Consider the following 19977-nt stretch of genomic DNA (forward strand, 5'->3'; position numbering starts at 1 on the left):
GCGTAGATGGATGATGGTGGCGTTGTTGGGTCTGGTGGCATGCACGGGAATGCGCGCCGGGCAGGCGGGCAACGAAGCGGCCCCCACCTCCGCTGGTGCAAGCGGCGCCTTCGCGGGGGAATGGGAGGCGTGTCCAGGCACGACAGCCCCGGAGGAATGTAGCCGCTACGTGCTGCTACAACGTGGCAGTCGCATCTGCGGCACCTGGTTTCATTTCGCCACCGGAAAAGAGTACAGAGGCAGGATCGTCGCGCACGCGGACTCACCCACGGATGCGAGGCGCACGCATGTGTGTGGTCGTCAGAGTGTCCAGACCGATACCGAATGCGAGGACGGCTGGCAGCGCATCGACAAGCCGCTACGGATCTGTAAGGGCAAGCTTTCCGACCTGACGCGTGCGGACGGCTCCTGCTTCCCCTATTACCAGGCCGTGCGCCTAGCTGACGACCAGCGCGACGCGCTGCTGGCGGAACCGTGGATGGAGGACTGCCTGTCGGGCGCAGGTGACTGACGCGCCCATCCCGTAGCCCGGGTAAGCGAAGCGCATCCGGGACGTCGTGAAGGTTGATGCATCGCCCCGGGTGCGGCCTGCGGCCTTGCCCGGGCTACGCAAGGTGTCGCGTGCGCGGAAGGCAAAAGCGCCCCTCATCCGCCTTCGGCACCTTCTCCCCGTGGCACGGGGAGAAGGGAAGCGCGGGCACGTCCCAGCGGATGTCGCGTCACGCCCCGGAGGCGTGCGTCTTGTTCCGCAGCGACAGGCAATAGGCCACCGTCACCGCGATACCCACCAGGATGGCCAGCGAGCCGCCGATCACCGCCACGTCCTTCGGCGCCGCCACCCAGAACCCCGCATAGACCAGGCCGCTGAGCGCCATCGACCAGCCGGCGACCCGTTGCGCCTGCCGTGCCCGCGCACTGGGCACGAACCGCTTCGGCATCTGGTTGCCGAACCATGCCACCATCAAGCCGATGGCGCCCATCACGATGCGATCGACCATCTCGCTGTCGATATACCCCCGCGAGCGGGCGAACGTCGCGCACAGCGCCAGCACCACGATGCCGACGCCCCACGCCAGACTGGTAAGCACTTCTCTGTTCATCGCGCAGACTCCTTCTTGGATTTCGGCGCCGCCTTGCCCGCACCGAACGAGTGGACGAAGCCGAGCAGTGCGTCTTCCAGCACCGACAGCTTCAAGTGGTAGATCACGGACTTGCCGACCTTTTCCGCATGCACCAGGTCGGCCTCTTTCAACACCGCGAAGTGCGCCGACATCGTCGGCTTGGACACATCGAACTGGTCGCTCAGCTCGCCCGCACTCAGCGGCCCCTGCCGCAGCAACTGCAGCACCTGGCGGCGGGTGGGATCGGAAAGGGCGCGGAAGACCTGGCTCATGGTGTGATAGTTAGCTAAACGTCGAAATGTGTCAAGCGCCGCTTGTCGGCAACGCCCGGGAGGGCTCCTCACTCCGCACCGACGCCGACGGATATCGATGCCGGTTCGACGACGGTGCAAGAAGGCATCGCCTGCGCGTACATGGCACCATGCGCATATTCCTGTTCTGTGAGAAGACGCATGCTGCGTGCGCTGATCCTGTCGTTGTGCCTGTTCACCGGTACCGCCACCGCCGCCGGACCCGTGTTCGACGTGCACGTCCACCTGCGCGATGGCGAAACCTCGCTGCGCGAGTACCGCGAGACCGTCCGCGCCGCCGGCCTCGAACTTTCCGGCATCGGCGTGATGTGGTTCGGCGGCCCGCACCAGGCAAGGCAGGGCGACCTGGCGAAGATCCGCGCCGGCAACGACCGCGTCATCGCCCTGGCCGCCGCGCATGCCGACGTGGTGCCCATCGCCACCGTGCACCCGTACGACGGCGACGACGCGCTGGCCGAACTCGCGCGCGTCGCCGCGGCCGGCGTGAAGGTGCTGAAGATCCACGCCCATACGCAGGGCTTCGACGTGTCCGATCCGCGCGTGGAAACCCTCGCGCGCAAGGCCGGCGAACTCGGCGTCACCGTGCTGATGGACAACGCCAACATCCTGCCCGGCGACAGCGAGAAGCTGTTCAACCTGGTGGTGCGCGTGCCGAAGACGAAGTTCATCCTCGCGCACATCGGCGGCCTGAACTTCCGCTTCTGGAACATCCTCGCCCTCGCGCGCACTGCCGACGGTTTCGGCTTCGAGAACCTCTACTTCGACATCTCCGCCACCGTGCTGGTGGTGGCCGATTCGCCGGTGGAGGAAGAGTTCCTGTGGACGTTGCGCAACGTCGGCCTCGACCACGTGCTGCTGGGCTCGGACTACCCGCAGATCGGCCTCGACGCCACCGTGAAGGCGCTGGACCGCCTCGACCTGAGCGAAGAAGAGAAAGTGAAGATCCGCACCGGCAACGCGCAAAGACTGTTCGGAAGATAGGGCGGCCATGGCCCGCGGTCTCCACGAATCGCGGGTCGCGGCGGGCGCATGAAGCCCGACGCAATCGCGAGTGCAATCGCGTGTCTCGCATGCGCGTGTTTCGTCTCACATTCGTACCTGCAAGCGTGACTTGAACGCGCCGTGTTTGTGCCTGTGCGCGTGCTAGATTTCGCGCGGGGAACAATCGCTTCAGGGAACGAGGGATGGATCCGAATCACTTGGCCGCGACGGCCGTCGCCACGCGTTCCCGCGCCGACGGAACGTGCTCGTGTTGATCATGCAGGGCATCGGCCGCGCGATGCGCGCGCGCCTGCACGCATGGTTTCCCCTCGCGTCGGGAACCCTCGGACATGCGTGGTGGGTGTTCATCCTCGTCGGCATCGTGCTGGGGCTGCTGGAATGGCCGTGGTTCGGCCGGATGCTGGTGTGGGGCAGTAGCGCAGGCATGATCATCGGGGCTGCGCAGGTGCATGGACGGCGCTGGGGCCCCTGGTGGGGGCTCGCTCTCGCGCATGCGTTGTTCGCAGCGGGGGCGTTCGTGCAGTCGCGGGCGGATGCGGCCGGTACGTCGGCCGCGGGTCTGACTGCCGCCGATCTGTTCTACACGCTCGCGACCGGCATGTTCGCCTGGGGGTTGCTGGGCTTCATCCGTGACCGGCGCAGTGGCGTCATTCCGTGGCGGGGCGCGCTGGATGGTGCGGTGATCCTGCTGTGCGCCGGGTTGGTGGGGTGGTGGTTGTTCGTCCAGCCCACGCTGGAACTGGCCCCGGCGTTTCCGTCGCCGCAGCGCTTCCGCATGCTGTACCCGGTGGCCGACCTTGCGCTGCTGGCGCTGGTCGCGTGGCTCGCCAGCGCGCCGGAAACCCGTTCGCCCTCGCTCACGCTGCTGGTGCTGGGGCTGGTGTTCTGGACGGCGGGCGATGCGCTGTACCACGCGATGAGTTTCGGGGTGGAGACGCCGGCACAACCCTTGTTGCTGATGTGGCTGTTCGCCTACGTCAGCTGGGGTGCGGCGGCGCTGCATCCGTCGCGCCATCGGCTGCTCGCCATCCGCGATGCGGCGCGCGTGCACGGGACGGCGGGCCGGCTGTCGCTGGTCGCGCTGGCGCTGCTGGCCACGCCGGTCAGCCTGCTGGCGCCGTCGCGCCCGGATGCGCTCACCGCGACGATCGCCGCGACGCTGGTCACCGGCGTGGCCGCACTGCTGCTGTGGTGGCGCCTGCGCGGGCTGCGTGCCTGGGAGGACCACCAGCGCGATGCGCTGACGCTGGTTGCGGAGACCGATCCGGTGACCGGGCTGCCCAACCGGCGGCGGCTGCAGGAACTCATCGGCGACGCACTCGACAGCGGCACGCAGGTCGGTGTGCTGGTCATCGACATCGACCGCTTCGGCGCGGTGAACGAAGCCTACGGGCATCGCGTCGGTGACGCGGTGCTGAGCGAACTGGCGGCACGGTGGCGTGCGAGCCTGCCGGCAGGCGACGCCATCGCCCATCTCGGTGCGGACGCGTTCTGCGTGGTGATGCCGTCGATCGCGGGAGAGGCGCAGGCGCTGGCGGGTGCGCAGCGCATGCAGCATGCGCTGGACACGCCTGTCCATATCGATGGCGGTACGTTGAAGGCGTCGGCGAGCATGGGGCTGGCGCTGGGGCCGCAGGATGGAAGCGATCCCTGGCGCCTGGTGCAGAAGGCAACCCTGGCGATGCGGCACGCGCAGCAGCAGCCGGGCAAGGTGGTGCGCTTCACCCCCGCCCTCAGGCGCGAGGATCCGCGCACGCTGCTGTTGCTCAACGACCTGCGCGATGCGCTGGCCGATGGGCAACTGCGCTTGCAGTACCAGCCTAAGGTCAGGTTGCGCGACATGCGCGTGATCGGCGTGGAAGCGCTGCTGCGCTGGCAGCATCCGGTCAACGGCCTGGTACCGCCGGGCGAGTTCATTCCGCTGGTGGAGCGCACCGACCTGATGCCGGACCTGACCCGGCATGTGCTGGGCATGGCGCTGAAGCAGTGTGCGGTTTGGCAACGCCGCGGCATGGGGCTGACGGTCGCGGTGAACCTGTCCACCTGCAGCCTGCTGGACGCGGCGCTGCCGGCCGACGTGGGGCGGCAGCTGGCGCGGGCGAAGGTGTCGCCGCGACAGCTCGCGCTGGAGATCACCGAGTCCGCCGCGATGTCGGACCCGGGCGCAAGCCTGGATACGCTGCGGGCGCTGTCGGCGTCGGGCGTGCACCTGTCGATCGACGACTACGGCACCGGCCACAGCTCGCTGGCTTACCTGCAGGAAATGCCGGTGCAGGAGCTGAAGCTGGACAAGAGTTTCATCGGCAAACTGCTGCGGCAGGATGCCAGCGCAGCCATCGTGGGCTCGACGATCCGCCTGGCGCGCAAGCTCGGCATGCACGTGGTGGCCGAAGGCGTCGAGGACGCCGGTACCGCAGCGGCCTTGCGCAAGATGCACTGCTTCGCTGCGCAGGGGTACTGGTTCTCTCCGCCGGTGGATGCGGTCGCCTTGCCCGGTGTGATTGCTGAAATCGAGCGGCGCCCGGCACTGGTGGTCTGAGGCGAAGACGTTGTTCGGGTAGCCCGGGTGAGTGCAGGGCACGCAGGGTGATAGGACAGTGAAGCAGGTGCCGGGTCCAGGGCGCGTTTGCGCCTCGCATGCGCGGGCGGTAAAGCGCCCTTCATCCGCCTTCGGCACCTTCTCCCCGTGTTACGGGGAGAAGGGGGTATCGCGGGCCTATTTCCATCCGCAATGCCGGAAGAAGGATGCAAGCCAGAGCGGGGTCAGCCGTCGTCGCCGCGGATGCGCTCCACCCGCTGGCGATAGGCCTGCACGTTGTCGCCGTTGATGCGGGTGCGCTGGGTGCCCTTGACCTCGTCGATCTTGCGGTCCGAGCCGGTCACGGGCTTGGCCACGATGTCGGTCTCGCGCTCGAAGGCGTGCGACTTGTCGGTGTTGCGGTAATAGCGGTAGATGGCCCAGTACAGCGCGGCGGCGCCCGTGGGGCCCAGCGCCAGCAGCCATAGGCCGTTGTCGTCGCTCATGATCCTGCCCAGATGATCCAGAGGGCGATGCCCTCCAGGAACGTGCCCACGGTCAGCGCGGCCAGCAGCAGTTTCCACTGCTGTACCGGCACGCTGCCCATCGTCTCGCCGGTGCGGCCGTTGACCGCGATGTAGTGCAGCATGCCGCCGTTGCTCCCGGGCTGGTGGTACGAGTACAGCCACACCGGCAGGTACATCGACACCCAGCGCGTGCCGTGCACGTCCAGGCGTTCCTGTTCCCAACGCACGCCGCGGTCGTAGCGGCGTACCGAACCCTCGACCTGCGCGCGCGCGATGGACAGCAACTGGTCTTCCAGCCGCGGGTGCAACTGCTCCACGTCGGTGTCGCGCTTCTCCGAGGTGAAGCCCGACAGGTAGGACGCGTTCCACTTCACCGCATTCTTGGTGTCGAACGGCAGGATGGTGTTGATGATGTTCTGCGTGTTGACCTTGGTATCGAAGTTGCCACGCTCGGCGGACGACTCCAGCGGCAGGTCGTCGACGGTGAAGTCGACCTGGCGCTCCACCTGGTACACATCGGCGTCGTAGTAGGTCTTCTTGTTCTTGTCGGTGCCGCGCGTGTAGGTGCGGGTCAGGATCTCGCCCTTGCCGGCGACCTCCGCGCTGGCGTTGCCGTCGACGATCATGTACGGCAGGTACACGCCGACGACGTTCTCCGGGGTGAACTGTTCCTTGAACGCCTTCAGCGCGAACAGGCGCCGCTTGCCCACGAACTGGCGGATGCGCGCGACCGCATCGTCCTTCCTGATGTGGAACGGCAGCACCGCATCAGGCACCGCACCGTTGGCGATCTGTTCGTTCACGCCGAACACGTGGCGGCACCAGTGGCAGCGTGCCGTCATCGTGCTTTCGGTGTTGACCATCACCTCGGCACCGCAGCCGGTGCATTTGAAGGTCATCAGGCTGGCGACATCGGCGTCGATGGCGCGCGCGCCGCTGGCGATCACCGTGCCACGCAGCTGGTCCAGGCCCACGCCCAGGCCGAATTCCTCCTCGATCCGCGCACCCACCCATTCGTTGCGGCAGTACAGGCAGACCAGCAGGTCGCTGCCCGGCTTGTGGCGGATGTCGGTGGCACCGCATTTCGGGCAGCGGTTCAGGCCGTCCTTGAGCTCGGCGGCCGCGGTGTCGATGGCGACCGGATCGGGCGCCTCGATCTCCGCGCGGATGGCGTCGGGCAGGGTGGCGGGGTCGACCGGGAACGTCCCGGGCAACGGCGGCACCTCCTGCGGCGAACCAGGGCCTGCAGGAGGAGCCGGCGGCAACGGCGGGGGCGCCGGACGATGCGGGGTGGACATGGGCAGTGCGTGTTCCGGTTACAGGCCCAGCGCCTTCGCCTTCAGTGCGTCGTAGTCGGACTGGGTGATCAGGCCGAGGTCGAGCATCTCCTTGGCCTTCTTCAATCGGGCCACCGGATCCTCGACCGCGGGTGCGGCCGGGGTGGCCGGCTGCTGCAAGCCGCCGACGCCCATCATGCCCGAGGCCATGCCGATGCCCATCAGGCCGGCCGCGCCACCGTTCTCGCCAGCGGACTGGATGCCCTGTGCGACGCTGGCCTGCAGGTTGGAGTTGCCGCGTGAGCCGGACAGCGCATCGGCGCGCTGCACGGTCTTCAGCAGTTCACGCGTGTTGGCGTCGTACTCGATGGAGACGATGGCGGTCTTGACGATGGCCAGGCCGCGGCTGGAACTCCACTGGTAGCCCTGTTCGACGGCGGCCGACAGGCTCTGCGCGAAGCCCAGCGAATCCTGCTGCAGCTTGGTGATGCGGTTGCCCTTGGACGGATCGTTCGTGTACAGGCTGAAGGCCGGCGCCAGCGAACCCACCACTTCGTTGAACAGCTGGGTGGCGGCGGCGTTGTCGAGGTCGGTGAAGTCGAACACCTTGCCCGGCTGCAGATACGACGCTGGCACGAAGTTCTTCACGAACAGGATGGGGTCGACGATCTTCAACGTGTACGAGCCGCGCGTGACCGCGCCGACCTGGGTGTTGAGGAAGCCGTCGTCCCAGTAGATCTCGGACTGCGTGCCGAAGCGGTTGTCCGGCAGCTCCTTCAGCGAGACGAAGAACGCCGCCTGCTGCGAGCCCGGCTGGCCGCCGAACTTGAAGCGCTCCCAGCTCTGGGTGATGAAGGTCGAGACGATGCCGTCGCCGGCGAAGATCGACTTGGAATTGATGTCGTCCGAACGCCATTCGTAGCCACCCGGCTCGGCGACGAACGCGGTGATCGCACCGTCCTGCATCAGCAGCAGGCCGTAGCCCTCGGGCACGACGATCTTCGAGCCGTTGGTGATGATGTTGGTCGAACCGCTGGTGTTGGAGCCGCGTCCGGCATTGGTGCCCTGGGGCACCGCGGCGAACAGCGCCGCCGTCGCCGGCAGGCCCTGCGGTACCGTGTAGAAATCCTTCCACTGGTCGCCCAGCACGCCGCCGACCGCACCCACCACCGCCTGTACAAGACCCATGACATCGCTCCGTGATTCGTGGACGGGTAAGGGCACCCGCCAACCGTGACCGAGTATAAAGAGCGATACGCAGGCTTCATGGCGCAGAGGTCATGTGTGACGTGTCATCCGGCGGCCTGGTTTTCTGGCTACCATCGGGGCGTGTCCACCGACGACATCGCCACCTTCCCCGACGACGACCTGCCGCTGGTCCGGCGCGAGTTTCCGTGGCCGATCCGCGCGGGCTGCGTCGCTGCGGGTGTCTTCGCCGTCGTCATGCCGCTCTGGGAGTTGGGCAGGGGACTGTGGCCGCTGAACGTGGCCACCCCGTTCTTCGCGGCCATCGTGGGCGGCGCAGGCTACGTGGGGCTGCAGTTCATCCGTGCGGGGCTGTCGGGCTGGGGCGACCACTGGCAGTACTCGCCGCACACCATCGTGGTCCACCGGCGTGCCTGGGGCCGACAGACCACCACCCGCCTGACGACCACCAATGTGGCCGCCGTCGAAGTCCGCCTGAGCGAGGATGCGGACCATGACGACGCGCCCTGGCAGGTCGTCATCGTGCCCCGGCCCACGTTCTCCGGCCTGGCCGCGGCCGCCGGTGCCGGCGGTGTGTTCGATGCCGGCTGCTACGGGTCGCAGGACTATGCCGAGCGCGTGCGGCGCGCGTTGATCGACCACTTGGGGCTGTGAGCGTCAGCCTCGGATCGCGGCCTCGATCTTCGCGATGTCGATCTTGCGCATTTCCATCATCGCTTCGAATGCCCGCTTGGCGATGCCCTTGTCCGGGCTGGTGAAGGCCTCGGTCAGGATGCGCGGGGTGATCTGCCAGTTCAGGCCCCACTTGTCCTTGCACCAGCCGCAGGCGCTTTCCTGGCCGCCGTTGCCGACGATGGCATTCCACAGCCGGTCGGTTTCTTCCTGGTCGTCGGTGGCGATCTGGAACGAGAACGCTTCGGTCTGCTTGAACGCCTTGCCACCGTTGAGGCCGACGCAGGGAATGCCCAGGACGGTGAACTCCACCGTGAGCACGTCGCCTTCCTTGCCGGACGGGAAGTCCGCCGGCGCATGGTGGACGGCTTTCACTTCGCTGTCGGGAAAGATCTTCGCGTAGAACGTGGCGGCGTCCAGCGCGTCGGTGTCGTACCAGAGGCATAGGGTGTTCTTGGGAATCATCTTGGTTCTCCTGTGGGTGGGTGCAGTGCGGCAGGGCGATCATCGCGGCGCTGTTCGCAAAGCAGGGTGAAGCGAGCGGGGCGGTTGCTCAGTGCTCCGCGAACGTGCCGGTGCGCACCTCGCCATCGCGCAGGTAGTGCGTGACCAGCACGCCGGCCGGGGTGGTGACGGACGACGCCAGCCGCAACGCCGATGCGCGCGTGCCGGCGTCGAACAGGCGCTTGCCGTGGCCCAGCAACACCGGGTAGACCAGCAGCCGGAGTTCGTCCACCACCTCGGCGGCCAGCAGTTGATGCAGCAGGTCGCTGCTGCCCTGCGTCACCAGGTCGGGACCCTCGCCATGCTTGAGTTCGTGCAGGGCGGCGACGGGATCCGTGCCCAGGGCACGGCTGTTCCGCCACGCGAGCGTGTCCGGATGATGGGTGGCGACATGCTTGGTGGCGGTGTTGAACGCATCGGCGATGTGGCCGTGCGGGGCATCGCGGGACACCTGCGGCCAGTAGTTGGCGAAGATGTCGTAGGTACGGCGCCCCAGTACCAGGTCGAACGGGCGCGTGAATACGCCGCCCATCGCTTCGCCATCGCCGGCATGGGGCCATACCCAGCCGCCGTGCGCGAAGCCGCCGCTGCGGTCTTCGTCCGGGCCACCGGGTGCCTGGATCACCCCGTCGAGACTGGTCATGACGGCCACGATGAGCTTGCGCATGTCGGTGTTCCTCGCGGATGCCTGTATCCGCCTCTCATTCCACGACGAACGGGAGCGGGGGAAATCGACAGCCCGCACCGGGCCGGTGATTGATCCCGATCAATGCGGTGATCCGCCGTGCCCGCCATGCTGTCCCCACCCTCAGCGAGGTCACGCACATGAAAGCGAACGTAGGCGGTTTCGACAAAGGGGCCCGCATCGTGGCGGGTGCGCTGCTCATCGCCTGGGCCGCGACCGGCGGACCGGTGTGGGCCTGGATCGGCGTGGTGCCGCTGGCGACCGGCCTGTTCAATTTCTGTCCGCTGTACCGGTTGATCGGCGTGAACACCTGCCGGCGCTGAACCACGCATGTCATGCGCGGCGGACGTGAACCCGTCCAGGTCGCGTCGCGTGCCGGTCCGTGAATCGCGCGTCAACGTCGCTGCGTGGCGGGGCGGCGATACTGGCCCGGATGGATATCTACGTACTTGCGTTGGCCCTGGTCGGCGTGGCGTTGCTGGGTGCCGCGTGGCTGCCGCATCTGCTGAAGCGGCATCCGCTGACATTCCCCATCGTCTACCTGCTGCTCGGCGCGGGTTTGTACGCGTTGCCCTGGCCACTGCCGCCGGCCGATCCGATGCGTTTTCCGACGATCGCCGAACGCCTGACCGAACTGGCCGTCCTGGTCGCGCTGACCGGCGTGGGCCTGCGCATCGACACCCGCTTCGGCTGGCGGCGGTGGGCGATCACGTGGCGACTGCTCGGCATCACCATGCCACTGACCATCCTGGCCGGTCTGTGGCTGGGCCAGGCGTGGCTGGGCTACGGCACGGCGGCGGCGTTGCTGCTCGGTGCCGTGCTGGCACCCACCGATCCGGTGCTGGCCTCGGACGTGCAGGTGCACCCTCCGGGTGAGGGCGGGGAGGATCCGGTGCGGTTTGCGCTGACATCGGAGGCTGGCCTCAACGACGGTCTGGCGTTCCCCTTCGTATGGCTGGCGGTCGCCTTTGCCCTGGCCGCTGCGGGCGAGCCCATGGACTGGGGACGCTGGCTGCTGCTGGACGTGGTGTGGCGGGGGCTGGGTGGCGTGGCGATCGGCGCAGTGCTCGGCTACGCGCTGATGCATTTGATCTTCCGCAGCGAACGCAGGCCCACCCTGGCCAACAGCAGCGATGGGCTCACGGCACTGGCCATCACGCTGCTGGTCTATGGCGTGGCCGAACTCTGCCATGCATACGGGTTCCTGGCGGTGTTCGTGGCGGCGCTGGTGATACGCCAGCAGGAACGCGACCACGCGTATCACGCCACGCTGGATCTGTTCGCCCATCAGTGCGAAAAGCTGCTGATGGCGGTGTTGCTGCTGTTGCTGGGCGGCGCGGTGGCCAGTGGCATCCTGGCCGGCCTGTCATGGCGCGAGGTGGTCTTCGCGCTGGCCTTCGTGCTGCTGGTGCGGCCCCTGGCCGGCTGGCTGGGATTGCTGGGCACGTCGCTGTCTTCGCGCGAGCGCTGGACCATCGCGGTGTTCGGTGTGCGCGGCATCGGGTCGTTGTACTACCTCGCCTTCGCCACCCATCACGCGGACTTCCCTGATCCCGGGGCCTTGTGGGCGGTGGTCTGCCTGGTGGTGGTGCTGTCGATCCTGCTGCACGGCCTGAGCGCGCAGGACGTGATGGAGCGGCTCGACCGGCGAAGGCGCGGCAGGCGCTAGGTGCGCAGGCCAGCGCGTGCGCGCCTGCGCCCGTTCGCACCCGCCTGCGTTGTTGGCTGCGGTACGGATTGCTACCCTGCCTGCGGATCCGGTCAGACAGGCGGTTGAATGCACAGGCGAAACTTTCTCGGAACGGCAGCGCTTGCCGCCACGGCGTTGATGCTGCCCATCGCAGGCAGTCATCGCGCCTTCGCCGCCGCGTCGCGCAAGCGCCTGCTACCGCCCGCGCTGAATCCTGGCGATACCGTCGCCCTGGTCAGCCCCTCCGGCGCCACCGACGACCCCCTCGACCTGCAACTGGCGCAGGAAGCGATGGAAGCGCTCGGCTTGAAGGTGAAGGTGGCACCGCACTTCGCGGCACGGCGCGGGCACCTGGCCGGCAGCGATGACGAGCGCGCCGGCGATCTCAACGCCATGTTCGGCGACAGGGACGTCAAGGCGATCATCTGCGTGCGCGGTGGTTCCGGCGCCGCGCGCCTGCTGCCGTTGCTGGACTACGGCCTGATCCGCCGCAATCCCAAGGTACTGCTGGGGTACTCGGACATCACCGCGCTGCACAATGCGTTGCTGTCGCAGGCCGGGCTGGTGAGCTTCCATGGCCCCATCGGCGCAGGCAGCTGGAATGCCTTCAACGCCGACCAGTTCCGCCGCGTCTTCTTCGAGCGCGAGCAGATGCAGTACAGGAACACGGCCGAGAAAGGCGACGAGCTCGTGCAGCGCAGGAACCGCACCGTCACCATCACCGGCGGCAAGGCGCAGGGCGAACTGGTGGGCGGCAACCTGTCGGTGCTGGTGGCGCTGGCCGGCTCACCGTACCTGCCGGATTTCAGCGGCAAGATCCTGTTCCTGGAAGACGTGTCCGAAGCGCCGTACCGCATCGACCGCATGCTCAGCACGCTACGGCTGATGGGCGCCCTGGACAAGGTGGCCGGGGTGATCTTCGGCGAATGCACCGACTGCGATCCCGGCAACGGCTACGGCTCGCTCACGCTGCCGCAGATCTTCGACGACTACTTCAAGCCGCTGAAGGTCCCGGCCTACCGCGGCGCGATGATCGGCCACATCCGCCAGCAGTTCATCGTGCCCGTCGGCGGCAGGGTGGAGATGGATGCGGACGCAGGGACGTTCCGGATGCTGGAGCCGGTGTTCCCGGGTTGAGCGACGTGGTCGCCGTCCGGTACGTGCATCGCGCACGCCTGGCGAAGGCGCTGCGGCGCGACTTGAGCGTGCCCGGCGTGCATGGGAGCATCGCGTCCCGGTGACAGGAGACTCGCGCATGACGAAGGCCACACCGCAGGACACCGGCGACGCCGCGCGCCGTATCGACGCCCGCATCGATGAACTGCGCGACTGGCGCGGCGACATGCTCTCGCGCGTGCGTGCGCTGATCCACCAGGCCGATCCCGATGTCGTGGAAGAGGTGAAGTGGGTCAAGCCGACCAATCCGCACGGCGTGCCGACGTGGTCGCACGACGGCCTGGTGTGCACCGGCGAGGTCTACAAGGCGTACGTGAAGCTGACCTTCGCGCATGGGGCGTCGCTGGCGGACCCGGACGGCCTGTTCAATGCCAGCCTCGACGGCGGCACGCGTCGCGCCATCGACATCCGCGAGCGCGACACGCTGGATGGTCCTGCGTTCAAGGCGCTGTTCCGTGCCGGGATCGCTTTCAACACGGGCAGGAAATCCCGCAAATAGGGTGGTTCCCCATGGCAGACAAGACCACCAGGCCACGGCTGCTGTCCGGCGGCAACCCGCAGATCCCGAAAGGCGATGGCGATGCGCCGGTGCAGGCCTATCTCGCCGCGATTCCCGGCTGGAAGCGCGCCGTCGCCGAACGCCTGGATGCGCTGGTCGGGCAACAGGTGCCGGGCGTGCGCAGGGCGGTGAAGTGGAATTCGCCTTTCTATGGGGCGCCGGATGCCGAGGGGTGGTTCCTGTCGTTCCATTGCTTCGACCGCTACCTCAAGGTCACCTTCTTCCGTGGCCAATCCCTGCAGCCGGTACCGCCGGAAGCCTCGAAGTCGCAGGACACACGCTACGTGCACCTGCGCGAGGACGGGGATTTCAACGAAGCGCAGCTCGCCGACTGGGTGAAGCAGGCGAGCGGCCTGCCGGGCGAGAGGCTGTAGACGCCCAGGCACCGCGCGTTTCACATCATCAGGCAGTCGATGCCGTCCAGCACGATGTGGATCGCCAGGCCGATGCCGAACCAGCGCGTCTTCCGGGGAATGACCAGCGCGCCGTACACCAGCATCGCCGGCCATGCATGCAGCGGGTGGAAGCCGATGCTGCAGCGGCCGGGCGCGTAGACCGGGTCGGCAAGCAAGTGGTCGAGATCGATCACCCAGGCGGCCAGCATCCACAGGGCCGCGCGTTTCCAGTCCTTCGGCCAGAACATGCGCGCGGTGGCCACCGGCACGACGACGTGCAGCAGCAGGTGGAGCAGGGGACGGACTTCGATATCGGGCATGGCGGATTCAGCGCCGTGCGGCCAGCCAGCGGTCGAGCTGGTTGGCGAAGGCCTGGCGGTCGCGCGCATTGAAGGCGGCCGGGCCGCCGGTCTGCACGCCGGCGCCGCGCAGTTCGTCCATGAAGTTCCGCATCGACAGCCGTTCGGCGATGTTGTCCGGCGTGAAGCGCTCGCCGCGCGGATCGATGGCCTGTGCGCCGTTGACCAGCACGCGCGCCGCCAGCGGGATGTCCTGGGTGATCACCAGGTCGCCGGCCCGGGCACGCTCGACGATGGCATCGTCGGCCACGTCGAAGCCACCCTATACCTGCAGCGAGCGGATGAAACGGGAGGGGGGCGTGCGCAGCCACTGGTTGGCGACCAGGGTGACCGCCACCTGGGCGCGTTCCGCCGCGCGGAACAGGATCTCCTTGACAGGCCCCGGGCAGGCGTCGGCGTCCACCCACACCTGGGGAGCGGGAGCCGCGCCGTCGGTCATTCCTTTGCGGTGTCGGGCGCGCCCGGCTCAGGATCGGCGCCGGGCTGGGCCGCATCGCGTTCGGCGCGCTTCTTCGCGTCCTTTTCGTCCTTCTTCTTCTTCTTGGCCAGCTCACGCTGGCGTTTTTCGAACGAATAATTGGGTTTTGCCATGGACAAGGTCACCTGGGGACGGGAATGGGGCGTGGCGTGCCGATGGGCGTTCCACAGGCCTACACGATAGCCCGCATCTGCCGCCTGCGGGAAACCGGCATGAAAACAGCCATTTGCGAGAGCCTTGCGACGGTGCGGATGCGGGCCCGCCTGCACGCGGGGCTCGCCGATGCCGCCGCGCGCGGCTCGCGGGCGGCGCCTTCGCTGCTATACCATCGCCGCGTCGGGCGCCTCCGGGGAAGGGGCGCCCATGACGTCCTTCCATGGGGTGATCGATGCGGCGGATTCTCTGCCTGATGCTGGCAGCACTGGTGCTGGCCGGCTGTGCGAAACGTGTCAAGGAGTCGTTGCCACCTCCGCCGGAGCAGACATCGGTGCCTGCGCCACCGCCACCGCCACCGCCTCCGCCTCCGCCTCCGCCTCCGCCTCCGCCTCCGCCTCCGCCTCCGCCTCCGCCTCCGCCTCCGGGACAGTGCCGCGGAAGCCGCGCGCATCGAGGCGGCCCGCCGTGCCGCAGCTGAAGCTGCCGCCCGCGCGCAGCAGGAGCGCGCCGCCGACAGTGCGCGCCAGGCGGCCGAGCGCGCTGCCCGTGCCCGCGAGGCCGCGCAGCCGCCGAAATCGGATTTCGTCAACGTCGACGTGTTCTACGCCACCAACCGGATGCCGGCGACCGCGTTCGCCGCGCTGCCGCCAGGCGATCGCTTCACCGCGGGTGTCGCGCGGCAGCTCACGTACGGCACCGCGCGCATCAGCATCCCGAAGGCGCATGTCGCCGGGGAACTGGAATCACCGCGCTGGTACCTGCTGGAGTTCAAGGAAGATCCCAAGCAGCACATCATCCTGCAGGAGGTCGACCGGCTGGCGCAGGCACCGTTCTTCGCCAGGCTGTACGGGCGCGTCGGTGAGTCACGCGGCAGCAATGCGTTCGTGTTCGTGCACGGCTACAACGTCAGCTTCCGCGACGCCGCGCGCCGTACGGCGCAGTTGGCCTACGACCTGCGCTTCGATGGCGCGCCGGTGTTCTACAGCTGGCCGTCGCAGGCGGCGCTGGCGGGCTATTTCACCGACGAACAATCCATCGCGCGCTCGGTGCCGTTGATCGAGGGTTTCCTGGCCGACATGGCCGACCGCTCGGGCGCGCAGAACCTCTACGTCATCGGCCACAGCATGGGCACGCGCGGCGTCACCCAGGCCATCCGCAACCTGGTGGCGAAGCGGCCGGAACTGCGCGGCCGTTTCCGCGGCATCATCCTGGCCGCGCCCGACATCGATGCGAAGGTGTTCCGCGAGGAACTTGCGCCCGCCCTGCGGCAGGCCAGTGGTTACGTGACCCTGTACGCCTCGTCCGAAGACATGGCGCTGAAGGCGTCCAGGCAGGTCAATCGCGGTCCCCGTGCCGGCGACACCAGCGAGGGCGTGGTGCTGGTGAGCGGCGTGGACACCATCGATGTGTCCGGTGTGGACCAGAGCATGCTGGCGCACTCCTACTTCATGGAATCGGACAAGGTGATGGGCGACATCCGCGAGATGTTCCGCGCCCACCAGCCCGCCGCACGGCGCAAGCCGCTGCAATCGGTGAAGCTGGGCACGGGGATGTTCTGGAAGATCCTGCCGCCGCCATGAGGCGACGGCAGGAAGGCGCCGTCATGGCAGCGTGTAGGTGACCGACAGTTTCGCGCTGGCACCCTTGTCGATCCACAGGTAGTGCGTCGCCGTCGGGTTGGCGTTGAAACGCAGCCGCAGCTGCGTGCGGCCGGTGCGGTTGATCGCCGCGCGCCCGGCGGTGTCGAACACGGTGCTGGTCTGGTTGCCGCCGCTGAAGGCCGGTACCTGCGCGCTGCCGGTCGTGGTCGTGGCGGCGGCCCAGTCCGCCGCTTCGATGGTGCACGCGCCGAGGCAGCCGCTGCGGACATCGACGACCAGCGTGTTGCCCGCCGGATTGCTCCACGGGTCGCCGCTCGCGCTGCGGTAGGCCACCGTCAGCGTGGCGGAGGTGACCACCGCGTTGTCCGGCAACGACGACGTATCGAAGGACAGCACCGCGCGATTGTGGTTGCCGTCGGTGCCGCGGCCGATCGCCAGGCCGTAGTACGCCTCCAGCGCCCCCACGGCCGCACTGCCGCCGGTGCCGCTGGCCTTCACGTAGCCATCGTTCGCGTCCTCGTTGTTGAACACCACGGTGACCGGCGATCCGCCGCCGGTCCCGCCGCTGACGGTGACATTGACCGCTGTGGAGGTGCCTGTATTGCCGGCAAGGTCCAGTGCCCGCGCCTGCAACACGTGCGCGCCGTCACTGGTGCCGCTGCTGTTCCAGGCCAGGCTGTAGGGCGCGCTGGCATCGCTGCCGAGCAGGGCACCGTCCAGCAGGAAGTCCACGCGCGCCACGCCGATGTCGTCGCTGGCCGTGGCCGCCAGCGTCACCGTGCCGCTGACGGTGGCGCCGTTGGCAGGCGAGGTCAGGGCGACACTCGGCGGTACGCCGTCCAGGTTGTCCAGGCCGAAGAAGCGGGCGATGTGGTAGCTGGAGCAGATGTTCACGTCGAGGATGTACGCGCCCGCCGTGCCGCACTGGGTTTCGCCGGTGCCGGGATCGACAGGTGTGCCGTGGCCCATGCCGGTGATGGTATAGGTCTCCACCTTCGCGGTGCCGGTCGCGTCCTTGTAGACCTTGTGCGGATAGCCGCTGACGGTGTCGGTGGCGTCGGCCACGGTGTCGATGCCATGCACATCGGCCCACTGTTCCAGGCTCTCGGTGAGGTTGGCCGGGCGCACGGTGTAGTCGGCGTCGCCATGCCATATCGAGACGATCGGCCAGGGACCGCTCCAGCTGCTCGCCGCGCGCACTTTCGCGCCCCATTGCGCGGGCGTGAGGTCGCTGCCGGGATTCATGCAACTGAAGGCCGCGGTCTGGGTCGTCGCGCAGCGGTAGGGCAGGCCCGCCACAATTGCGCCGCCCGCGAAGACGTCGGGGTAGGTGGCCAACATCACCGAGGCCATCGCGCCACCCGCCGACAGGCCGGTGACGTAGACGCGGGCGGGATCGATCGCATGGTCCGCGATCATGCGGTCCACCATCTGCTTGATCGACAGCGGTTCGCCCTGGCCGCGCGTGGTGTCGGCGGTCTCGAACCAGGTGAAGCAGCGGCTGCTGTTGTTGCCGGTCTGCTGCTCGGGCAGCAACAGCGCGAAGCCGAAACGGTTGGCCAGCATTTCCCAGCCGGTCTCGGCGTCGTAGCTCGAAGCGGACTGCGCACAGCCGTGCAGCGCGACCACCAGCGGTGCATCCGCCGGCAGGCCGGCGGGAACGACCTTGTGCATGCGGAGGTTGCCGGGATTGCTGCCGAAGCCGGTGACTTCGGTCAGTGCCAGCGCAGGGCCGCTGGCCAGCAGCAGGAGCAGGGAGGAGAGCACCAGGCCCGTGCGGTGTGCACGGGAACGCGGAGCGGAACGACACGGCAGCGCAGCGATCGACATCGACGGCACCTCGGGTGTGAAGTGCCGGCAGTGGGCCACACGCACCCGAGCGGGGGCATTGGTCAAAGGGGAAAGCTGCAACGCAGCATCGCGCAAGCGTGACGCAGGCCCCGCGACAGGACCTGCGTGCCATCAGCCTGTGCGTCGCCGTGCCGTCGCCACCACGAACTCGCCCGGCATGCGATAGCCCTGACCGACGCGCCACGGCCGGATCGCCTGCAGGTAGCGCGTACGGACGCGTCGGCGGGTCGCCTCATCGAAGCGCGACCAGGCCATCGCCACCGGCCCGCCGACGAAGGCGGCATCGCAGGCGTCGTCGTCATTGGCGTAGGCCAGCACCGCCTCGACGCGATGTTCCTCGGCATCGACGAAGCCGGCGCGCGCGCACAGATCGGCGAGCATGCCTTCATGGCCGAGCTGGAAGAACAGCGGACAGACATCGCTGGCGACTTCCTCGTCGACGATGGGGAACACCGGCGACCAGCCACAGCGTGCGCGCTGGCCCCAGACCGCCACAGCCACGCGGCCGCCCGGGCGCAGCGCGCCGTGCATGCCGCGCATGGCCTGGTCGGGATCGGGCATGTACATCAGGCCGAGCGCGCAGTACGCCACGTCGAAACCGACGCCCGAGGTGTCCAGCGTCTCACCGTCCATGCGCACGAAGCGCGCATGGGGCAGGCCGCGCGCCCGCGCCTGTGCGTTGGCTTCCTCGACCATCCGCTCGGCGATGTCCACGCCGACCACGCTGCCGTTGCTGCCGACGGCTTCCGCCGCTGCCAGCGCCATCACGCCGGTGCCGCAGGCCACGTCGAGCACGGATTCGCCCTGGGCCGCCGGCGCGAGCGCCAGCAGCCGACGGTGCGCTTGCGATAGCTGCGCCTGCCAGAGAGCGTCATAGCGGGATGCGGCGAGGTCCCAGCCGTAGCGCTGCACACGCCGCTGCAGTCGCGCGTGGTCCTTCACCGGCGCACGACCACGATTTCGAGGTATTCGCTGGGGATGACCAGGCCGTTGCCGTTGCCGCGATCCATGCGCTCCATCAGCGCGTGCAGGTCCTGTTCGAGTTCGGCGGCCTTGTCCGCCGGCAGGGCCTGGAAGGCCTTCTGCACCGGGCCGTACCAGGTGCGGAACACGTCGATCATGTGCGCGGCCGAACGGTAGCGGAAATTGAACATGCGCGCGGTGACGCCGATGGCGCCGGCCGTGTCGCCGAACAGCGACTGCACGTGCGCGGCGGTGCCCCACAGCGACGGCGATTGCACACCGGCAGGCGGCGCGATGTGGCGCCCCAGCACCTTGAACATCTGGCCGATGAAGCCTTCCGGCGTCCAGTTGGCCAGGCCGATGCGGCCGCCGGGCCGGCACACGCGCGCCAGTTCGCCAGCGGCACGCGCATGGTCCGGGGTGAACATCACGCCGAACGTGGACAGCACCACATCGAAACTGGCATCCGCGAAGGGCAGGGCCTCGGCATCGGCTTCGGCGAAGGCGACCTGCAACTGCTCGGCCTCGGCACGGGCCTGGCCCAGGTCCAGCAGTGCAGGCACGTAGTCGGTGGACACCACCTGGCCTCCACGGCGCGCTGCGGCCAGCGTCGCATTGCCGTTGCCGGCGGCGACATCGAGCACGCGTTCGTCCCAGCGCAGGTCGACCGCTTCGGCCAGACGCTCGCCGACGATCTGCAGCGTAGTCCCTACGACGGCGTAGTTGCCGCTGGACCAGGCGGCCTGCTGGAGGTGCTTGAGGGCGTCCAGGTCGGGCAGGGTGGGGAGGGAAACGGCAACGGCATTCATTCGGGGGAAACTCCTGGGTTGGGGAGGGCGCAGCGTGGCGGTCGCACCGGGCTTCCGTCCTGACGGGGCGTCTGCCGGAACTGGCCGCGCGTCCGGCGTCGGCAGCGCGGTTTCCCC

At 68.3% G+C, this 19977-nt stretch carries 22 protein-coding genes and 1 pseudogene; 10 read left to right on the plus strand and 13 right to left on the minus strand.

The genetic code is table 11. The features are described from left to right. Positions 1–10: 10 nt before the first annotated feature. Complete coding sequence (locus OY559_RS08465) at positions 11–511, plus strand: hypothetical protein (protein ID WP_277729585.1); 501 nt, start codon at positions 11–13, stop codon at positions 509–511. A 208-nt stretch (positions 512–719) separates the two neighbouring features. Here OY559_RS08465 and OY559_RS08470 read toward each other — a convergent pair whose 3' ends face one another. Together OY559_RS08470 and OY559_RS08475 are read right to left on the minus strand one after the other, a co-directional pair. Beyond that, a complete protein-coding gene (locus tag OY559_RS08470) occupies positions 720–1100 on the minus strand; it encodes a hypothetical protein (RefSeq protein WP_277729586.1) in 381 nt (126 codons plus the stop codon). After that, positions 1097–1393: an autorepressor SdpR family transcription factor gene (locus OY559_RS08475; RefSeq protein ID WP_277729587.1), complete on the minus strand. Its 297-nt coding sequence runs from the start codon at positions 1391–1393 to the stop codon at positions 1097–1099. The genes OY559_RS08470 and OY559_RS08475 overlap by 4 nt, the downstream gene beginning before the upstream one ends. Before the next feature lie 180 nt (positions 1394–1573). Here OY559_RS08475 and OY559_RS08480 point away from each other — a divergent pair, with 180 nt between their 5' ends. Both OY559_RS08480 and OY559_RS08485 read left to right on the plus strand, forming a co-directional pair. Continuing rightward, entirely contained in the window at positions 1574–2413 is an 840-nt protein-coding gene (locus tag OY559_RS08480; protein ID WP_277729588.1) for an amidohydrolase family protein, read from the plus strand. A 277-nt stretch (positions 2414–2690) separates the two neighbouring features. After that, positions 2691–4973 carry a putative bifunctional diguanylate cyclase/phosphodiesterase gene (locus OY559_RS08485; protein WP_277729957.1) on the plus strand — a complete coding sequence of 761 codons (2283 nt, stop codon included), beginning with the start codon at positions 2691–2693 and terminating at the stop codon, positions 4971–4973. Positions 4974–5197: 224 nt separating this feature from the next. Here OY559_RS08485 and OY559_RS08490 read toward each other — a convergent pair whose 3' ends face one another. From OY559_RS08490 to OY559_RS08500, 3 genes are read right to left on the minus strand one after another with little or no spacing between them, the layout of a single operon-like run. Beyond that, on the minus strand, positions 5198–5458 hold the full coding sequence (locus OY559_RS08490; protein WP_277729589.1) for a hypothetical protein: 261 nt from the start codon (positions 5456–5458) through the stop codon (positions 5198–5200). Next, complete coding sequence (locus OY559_RS08495) at positions 5455–6777, minus strand: TFIIB-type zinc ribbon-containing protein (RefSeq protein ID WP_277729590.1); 1323 nt, start codon at positions 6775–6777, stop codon at positions 5455–5457. The genes OY559_RS08490 and OY559_RS08495 overlap by 4 nt, the downstream gene beginning before the upstream one ends. A gap of 18 nt (positions 6778–6795) precedes the next feature. Then, positions 6796–7944, minus strand: a complete 1149-nt coding sequence (locus tag OY559_RS08500) for an SPFH domain-containing protein (protein WP_277729591.1) — start codon at positions 7942–7944, stop codon at positions 6796–6798. 141 nt (positions 7945–8085) lie between these two features. On the opposite strand from OY559_RS08500, the gene OY559_RS08505 reads away from it, so the two are divergent. Further along, a complete protein-coding gene (locus tag OY559_RS08505; RefSeq protein WP_277729592.1) occupies positions 8086–8616 on the plus strand; it encodes a hypothetical protein in 531 nt (176 codons plus the stop codon). Positions 8617–8619: 3 nt separating this feature from the next. On the opposite strand, the gene OY559_RS08510 is transcribed toward OY559_RS08505, so the two are convergent. Further along, the gene (locus tag OY559_RS08510; protein ID WP_277729593.1) at positions 8620–9099 is read right to left on the minus strand and encodes a VOC family protein; all 480 of its coding nucleotides are present in this window, start codon (positions 9097–9099) and stop codon (positions 8620–8622) included. An 88-nt stretch (positions 9100–9187) separates the two neighbouring features. After that, positions 9188–9805, minus strand: coding sequence for a dihydrofolate reductase family protein (locus OY559_RS08515; RefSeq protein WP_277729594.1), 618 nt, complete (start codon positions 9803–9805; stop codon positions 9188–9190). 158 nt (positions 9806–9963) lie between these two features. Between OY559_RS08515 and OY559_RS08520 the strand changes: the two genes are divergently transcribed. From OY559_RS08520 to OY559_RS08540, 5 genes are all read left to right on the plus strand, one after another. Beyond that, the gene (locus OY559_RS08520; RefSeq protein WP_277729595.1) at positions 9964–10146 is read left to right on the plus strand and encodes a YgaP family membrane protein; all 183 of its coding nucleotides are present in this window, start codon (positions 9964–9966) and stop codon (positions 10144–10146) included. Positions 10147–10256: 110 nt separating this feature from the next. After that, complete coding sequence (locus tag OY559_RS08525; protein WP_277729596.1) at positions 10257–11492, plus strand: cation:proton antiporter; 1236 nt, start codon at positions 10257–10259, stop codon at positions 11490–11492. 159 nt (positions 11493–11651) lie between these two features. Further along, complete coding sequence (locus OY559_RS08530) at positions 11652–12650, plus strand: S66 peptidase family protein (RefSeq protein WP_277729597.1); 999 nt, start codon at positions 11652–11654, stop codon at positions 12648–12650. 118 nt (positions 12651–12768) lie between these two features. Further along, a complete protein-coding gene (locus OY559_RS08535) occupies positions 12769–13188 on the plus strand; it encodes a DUF1801 domain-containing protein (protein ID WP_277729598.1) in 420 nt (139 codons plus the stop codon). 11 nt (positions 13189–13199) lie between these two features. After that, complete coding sequence (locus OY559_RS08540) at positions 13200–13622, plus strand: DUF1801 domain-containing protein (RefSeq protein WP_277729599.1); 423 nt, start codon at positions 13200–13202, stop codon at positions 13620–13622. A gap of 20 nt (positions 13623–13642) precedes the next feature. On the opposite strand, the gene OY559_RS08545 is transcribed toward OY559_RS08540, so the two are convergent. The 3 genes and pseudogenes from OY559_RS08545 to OY559_RS08555 all read right to left on the minus strand — a co-directional run bounded on the left by OY559_RS08545 (position 13643) and on the right by OY559_RS08555 (position 14749). Further along, complete coding sequence (locus OY559_RS08545) at positions 13643–13954, minus strand: DUF6122 family protein (RefSeq protein WP_343228783.1); 312 nt, start codon at positions 13952–13954, stop codon at positions 13643–13645. 16 nt (positions 13955–13970) lie between these two features. Further along, positions 13971–14441: pseudogene (locus tag OY559_RS08550) on the minus strand (YaiI/YqxD family protein). Then, complete coding sequence (locus OY559_RS08555; RefSeq protein WP_277729601.1) at positions 14438–14749, minus strand: hypothetical protein; 312 nt, start codon at positions 14747–14749, stop codon at positions 14438–14440. Before OY559_RS08555 ends, OY559_RS08550 begins: the two are co-directional and overlap by 4 nt. 483 nt (positions 14750–15232) lie before the next feature. Between OY559_RS08555 and OY559_RS08560 the strand changes: the two genes are divergently transcribed. After that, positions 15233–16216, plus strand: a complete 984-nt coding sequence (locus OY559_RS08560) for an alpha/beta hydrolase (protein ID WP_277729602.1) — start codon at positions 15233–15235, stop codon at positions 16214–16216. A gap of 21 nt (positions 16217–16237) precedes the next feature. Here the strand turns inward: OY559_RS08560 and OY559_RS08565 are convergent, their stop codons facing one another. From OY559_RS08565 to OY559_RS08575, 3 genes are all read right to left on the minus strand, one after another. Continuing rightward, the gene (locus OY559_RS08565; protein WP_277729603.1) at positions 16238–18067 is read right to left on the minus strand and encodes an extracellular catalytic domain type 1 short-chain-length polyhydroxyalkanoate depolymerase; all 1830 of its coding nucleotides are present in this window, start codon (positions 18065–18067) and stop codon (positions 16238–16240) included. Between the two features lie 132 nt (positions 18068–18199). Further along, complete coding sequence (locus OY559_RS08570; RefSeq protein WP_277729604.1) at positions 18200–19030, minus strand: class I SAM-dependent methyltransferase; 831 nt, start codon at positions 19028–19030, stop codon at positions 18200–18202. Then, positions 19027–19860: a class I SAM-dependent methyltransferase gene (locus tag OY559_RS08575; RefSeq protein ID WP_277729606.1), complete on the minus strand. Its 834-nt coding sequence runs from the start codon at positions 19858–19860 to the stop codon at positions 19027–19029. The genes OY559_RS08570 and OY559_RS08575 overlap by 4 nt, the downstream gene beginning before the upstream one ends. Between the last annotated feature and the right edge of the window lie 117 nt (positions 19861–19977).

The sequence above is a fragment of the Pseudoxanthomonas sp. SE1 genome (genome assembly GCF_029542205.1).
Lineage (GTDB): Bacteria > Pseudomonadota > Gammaproteobacteria > Xanthomonadales > Xanthomonadaceae > Pseudoxanthomonas_A.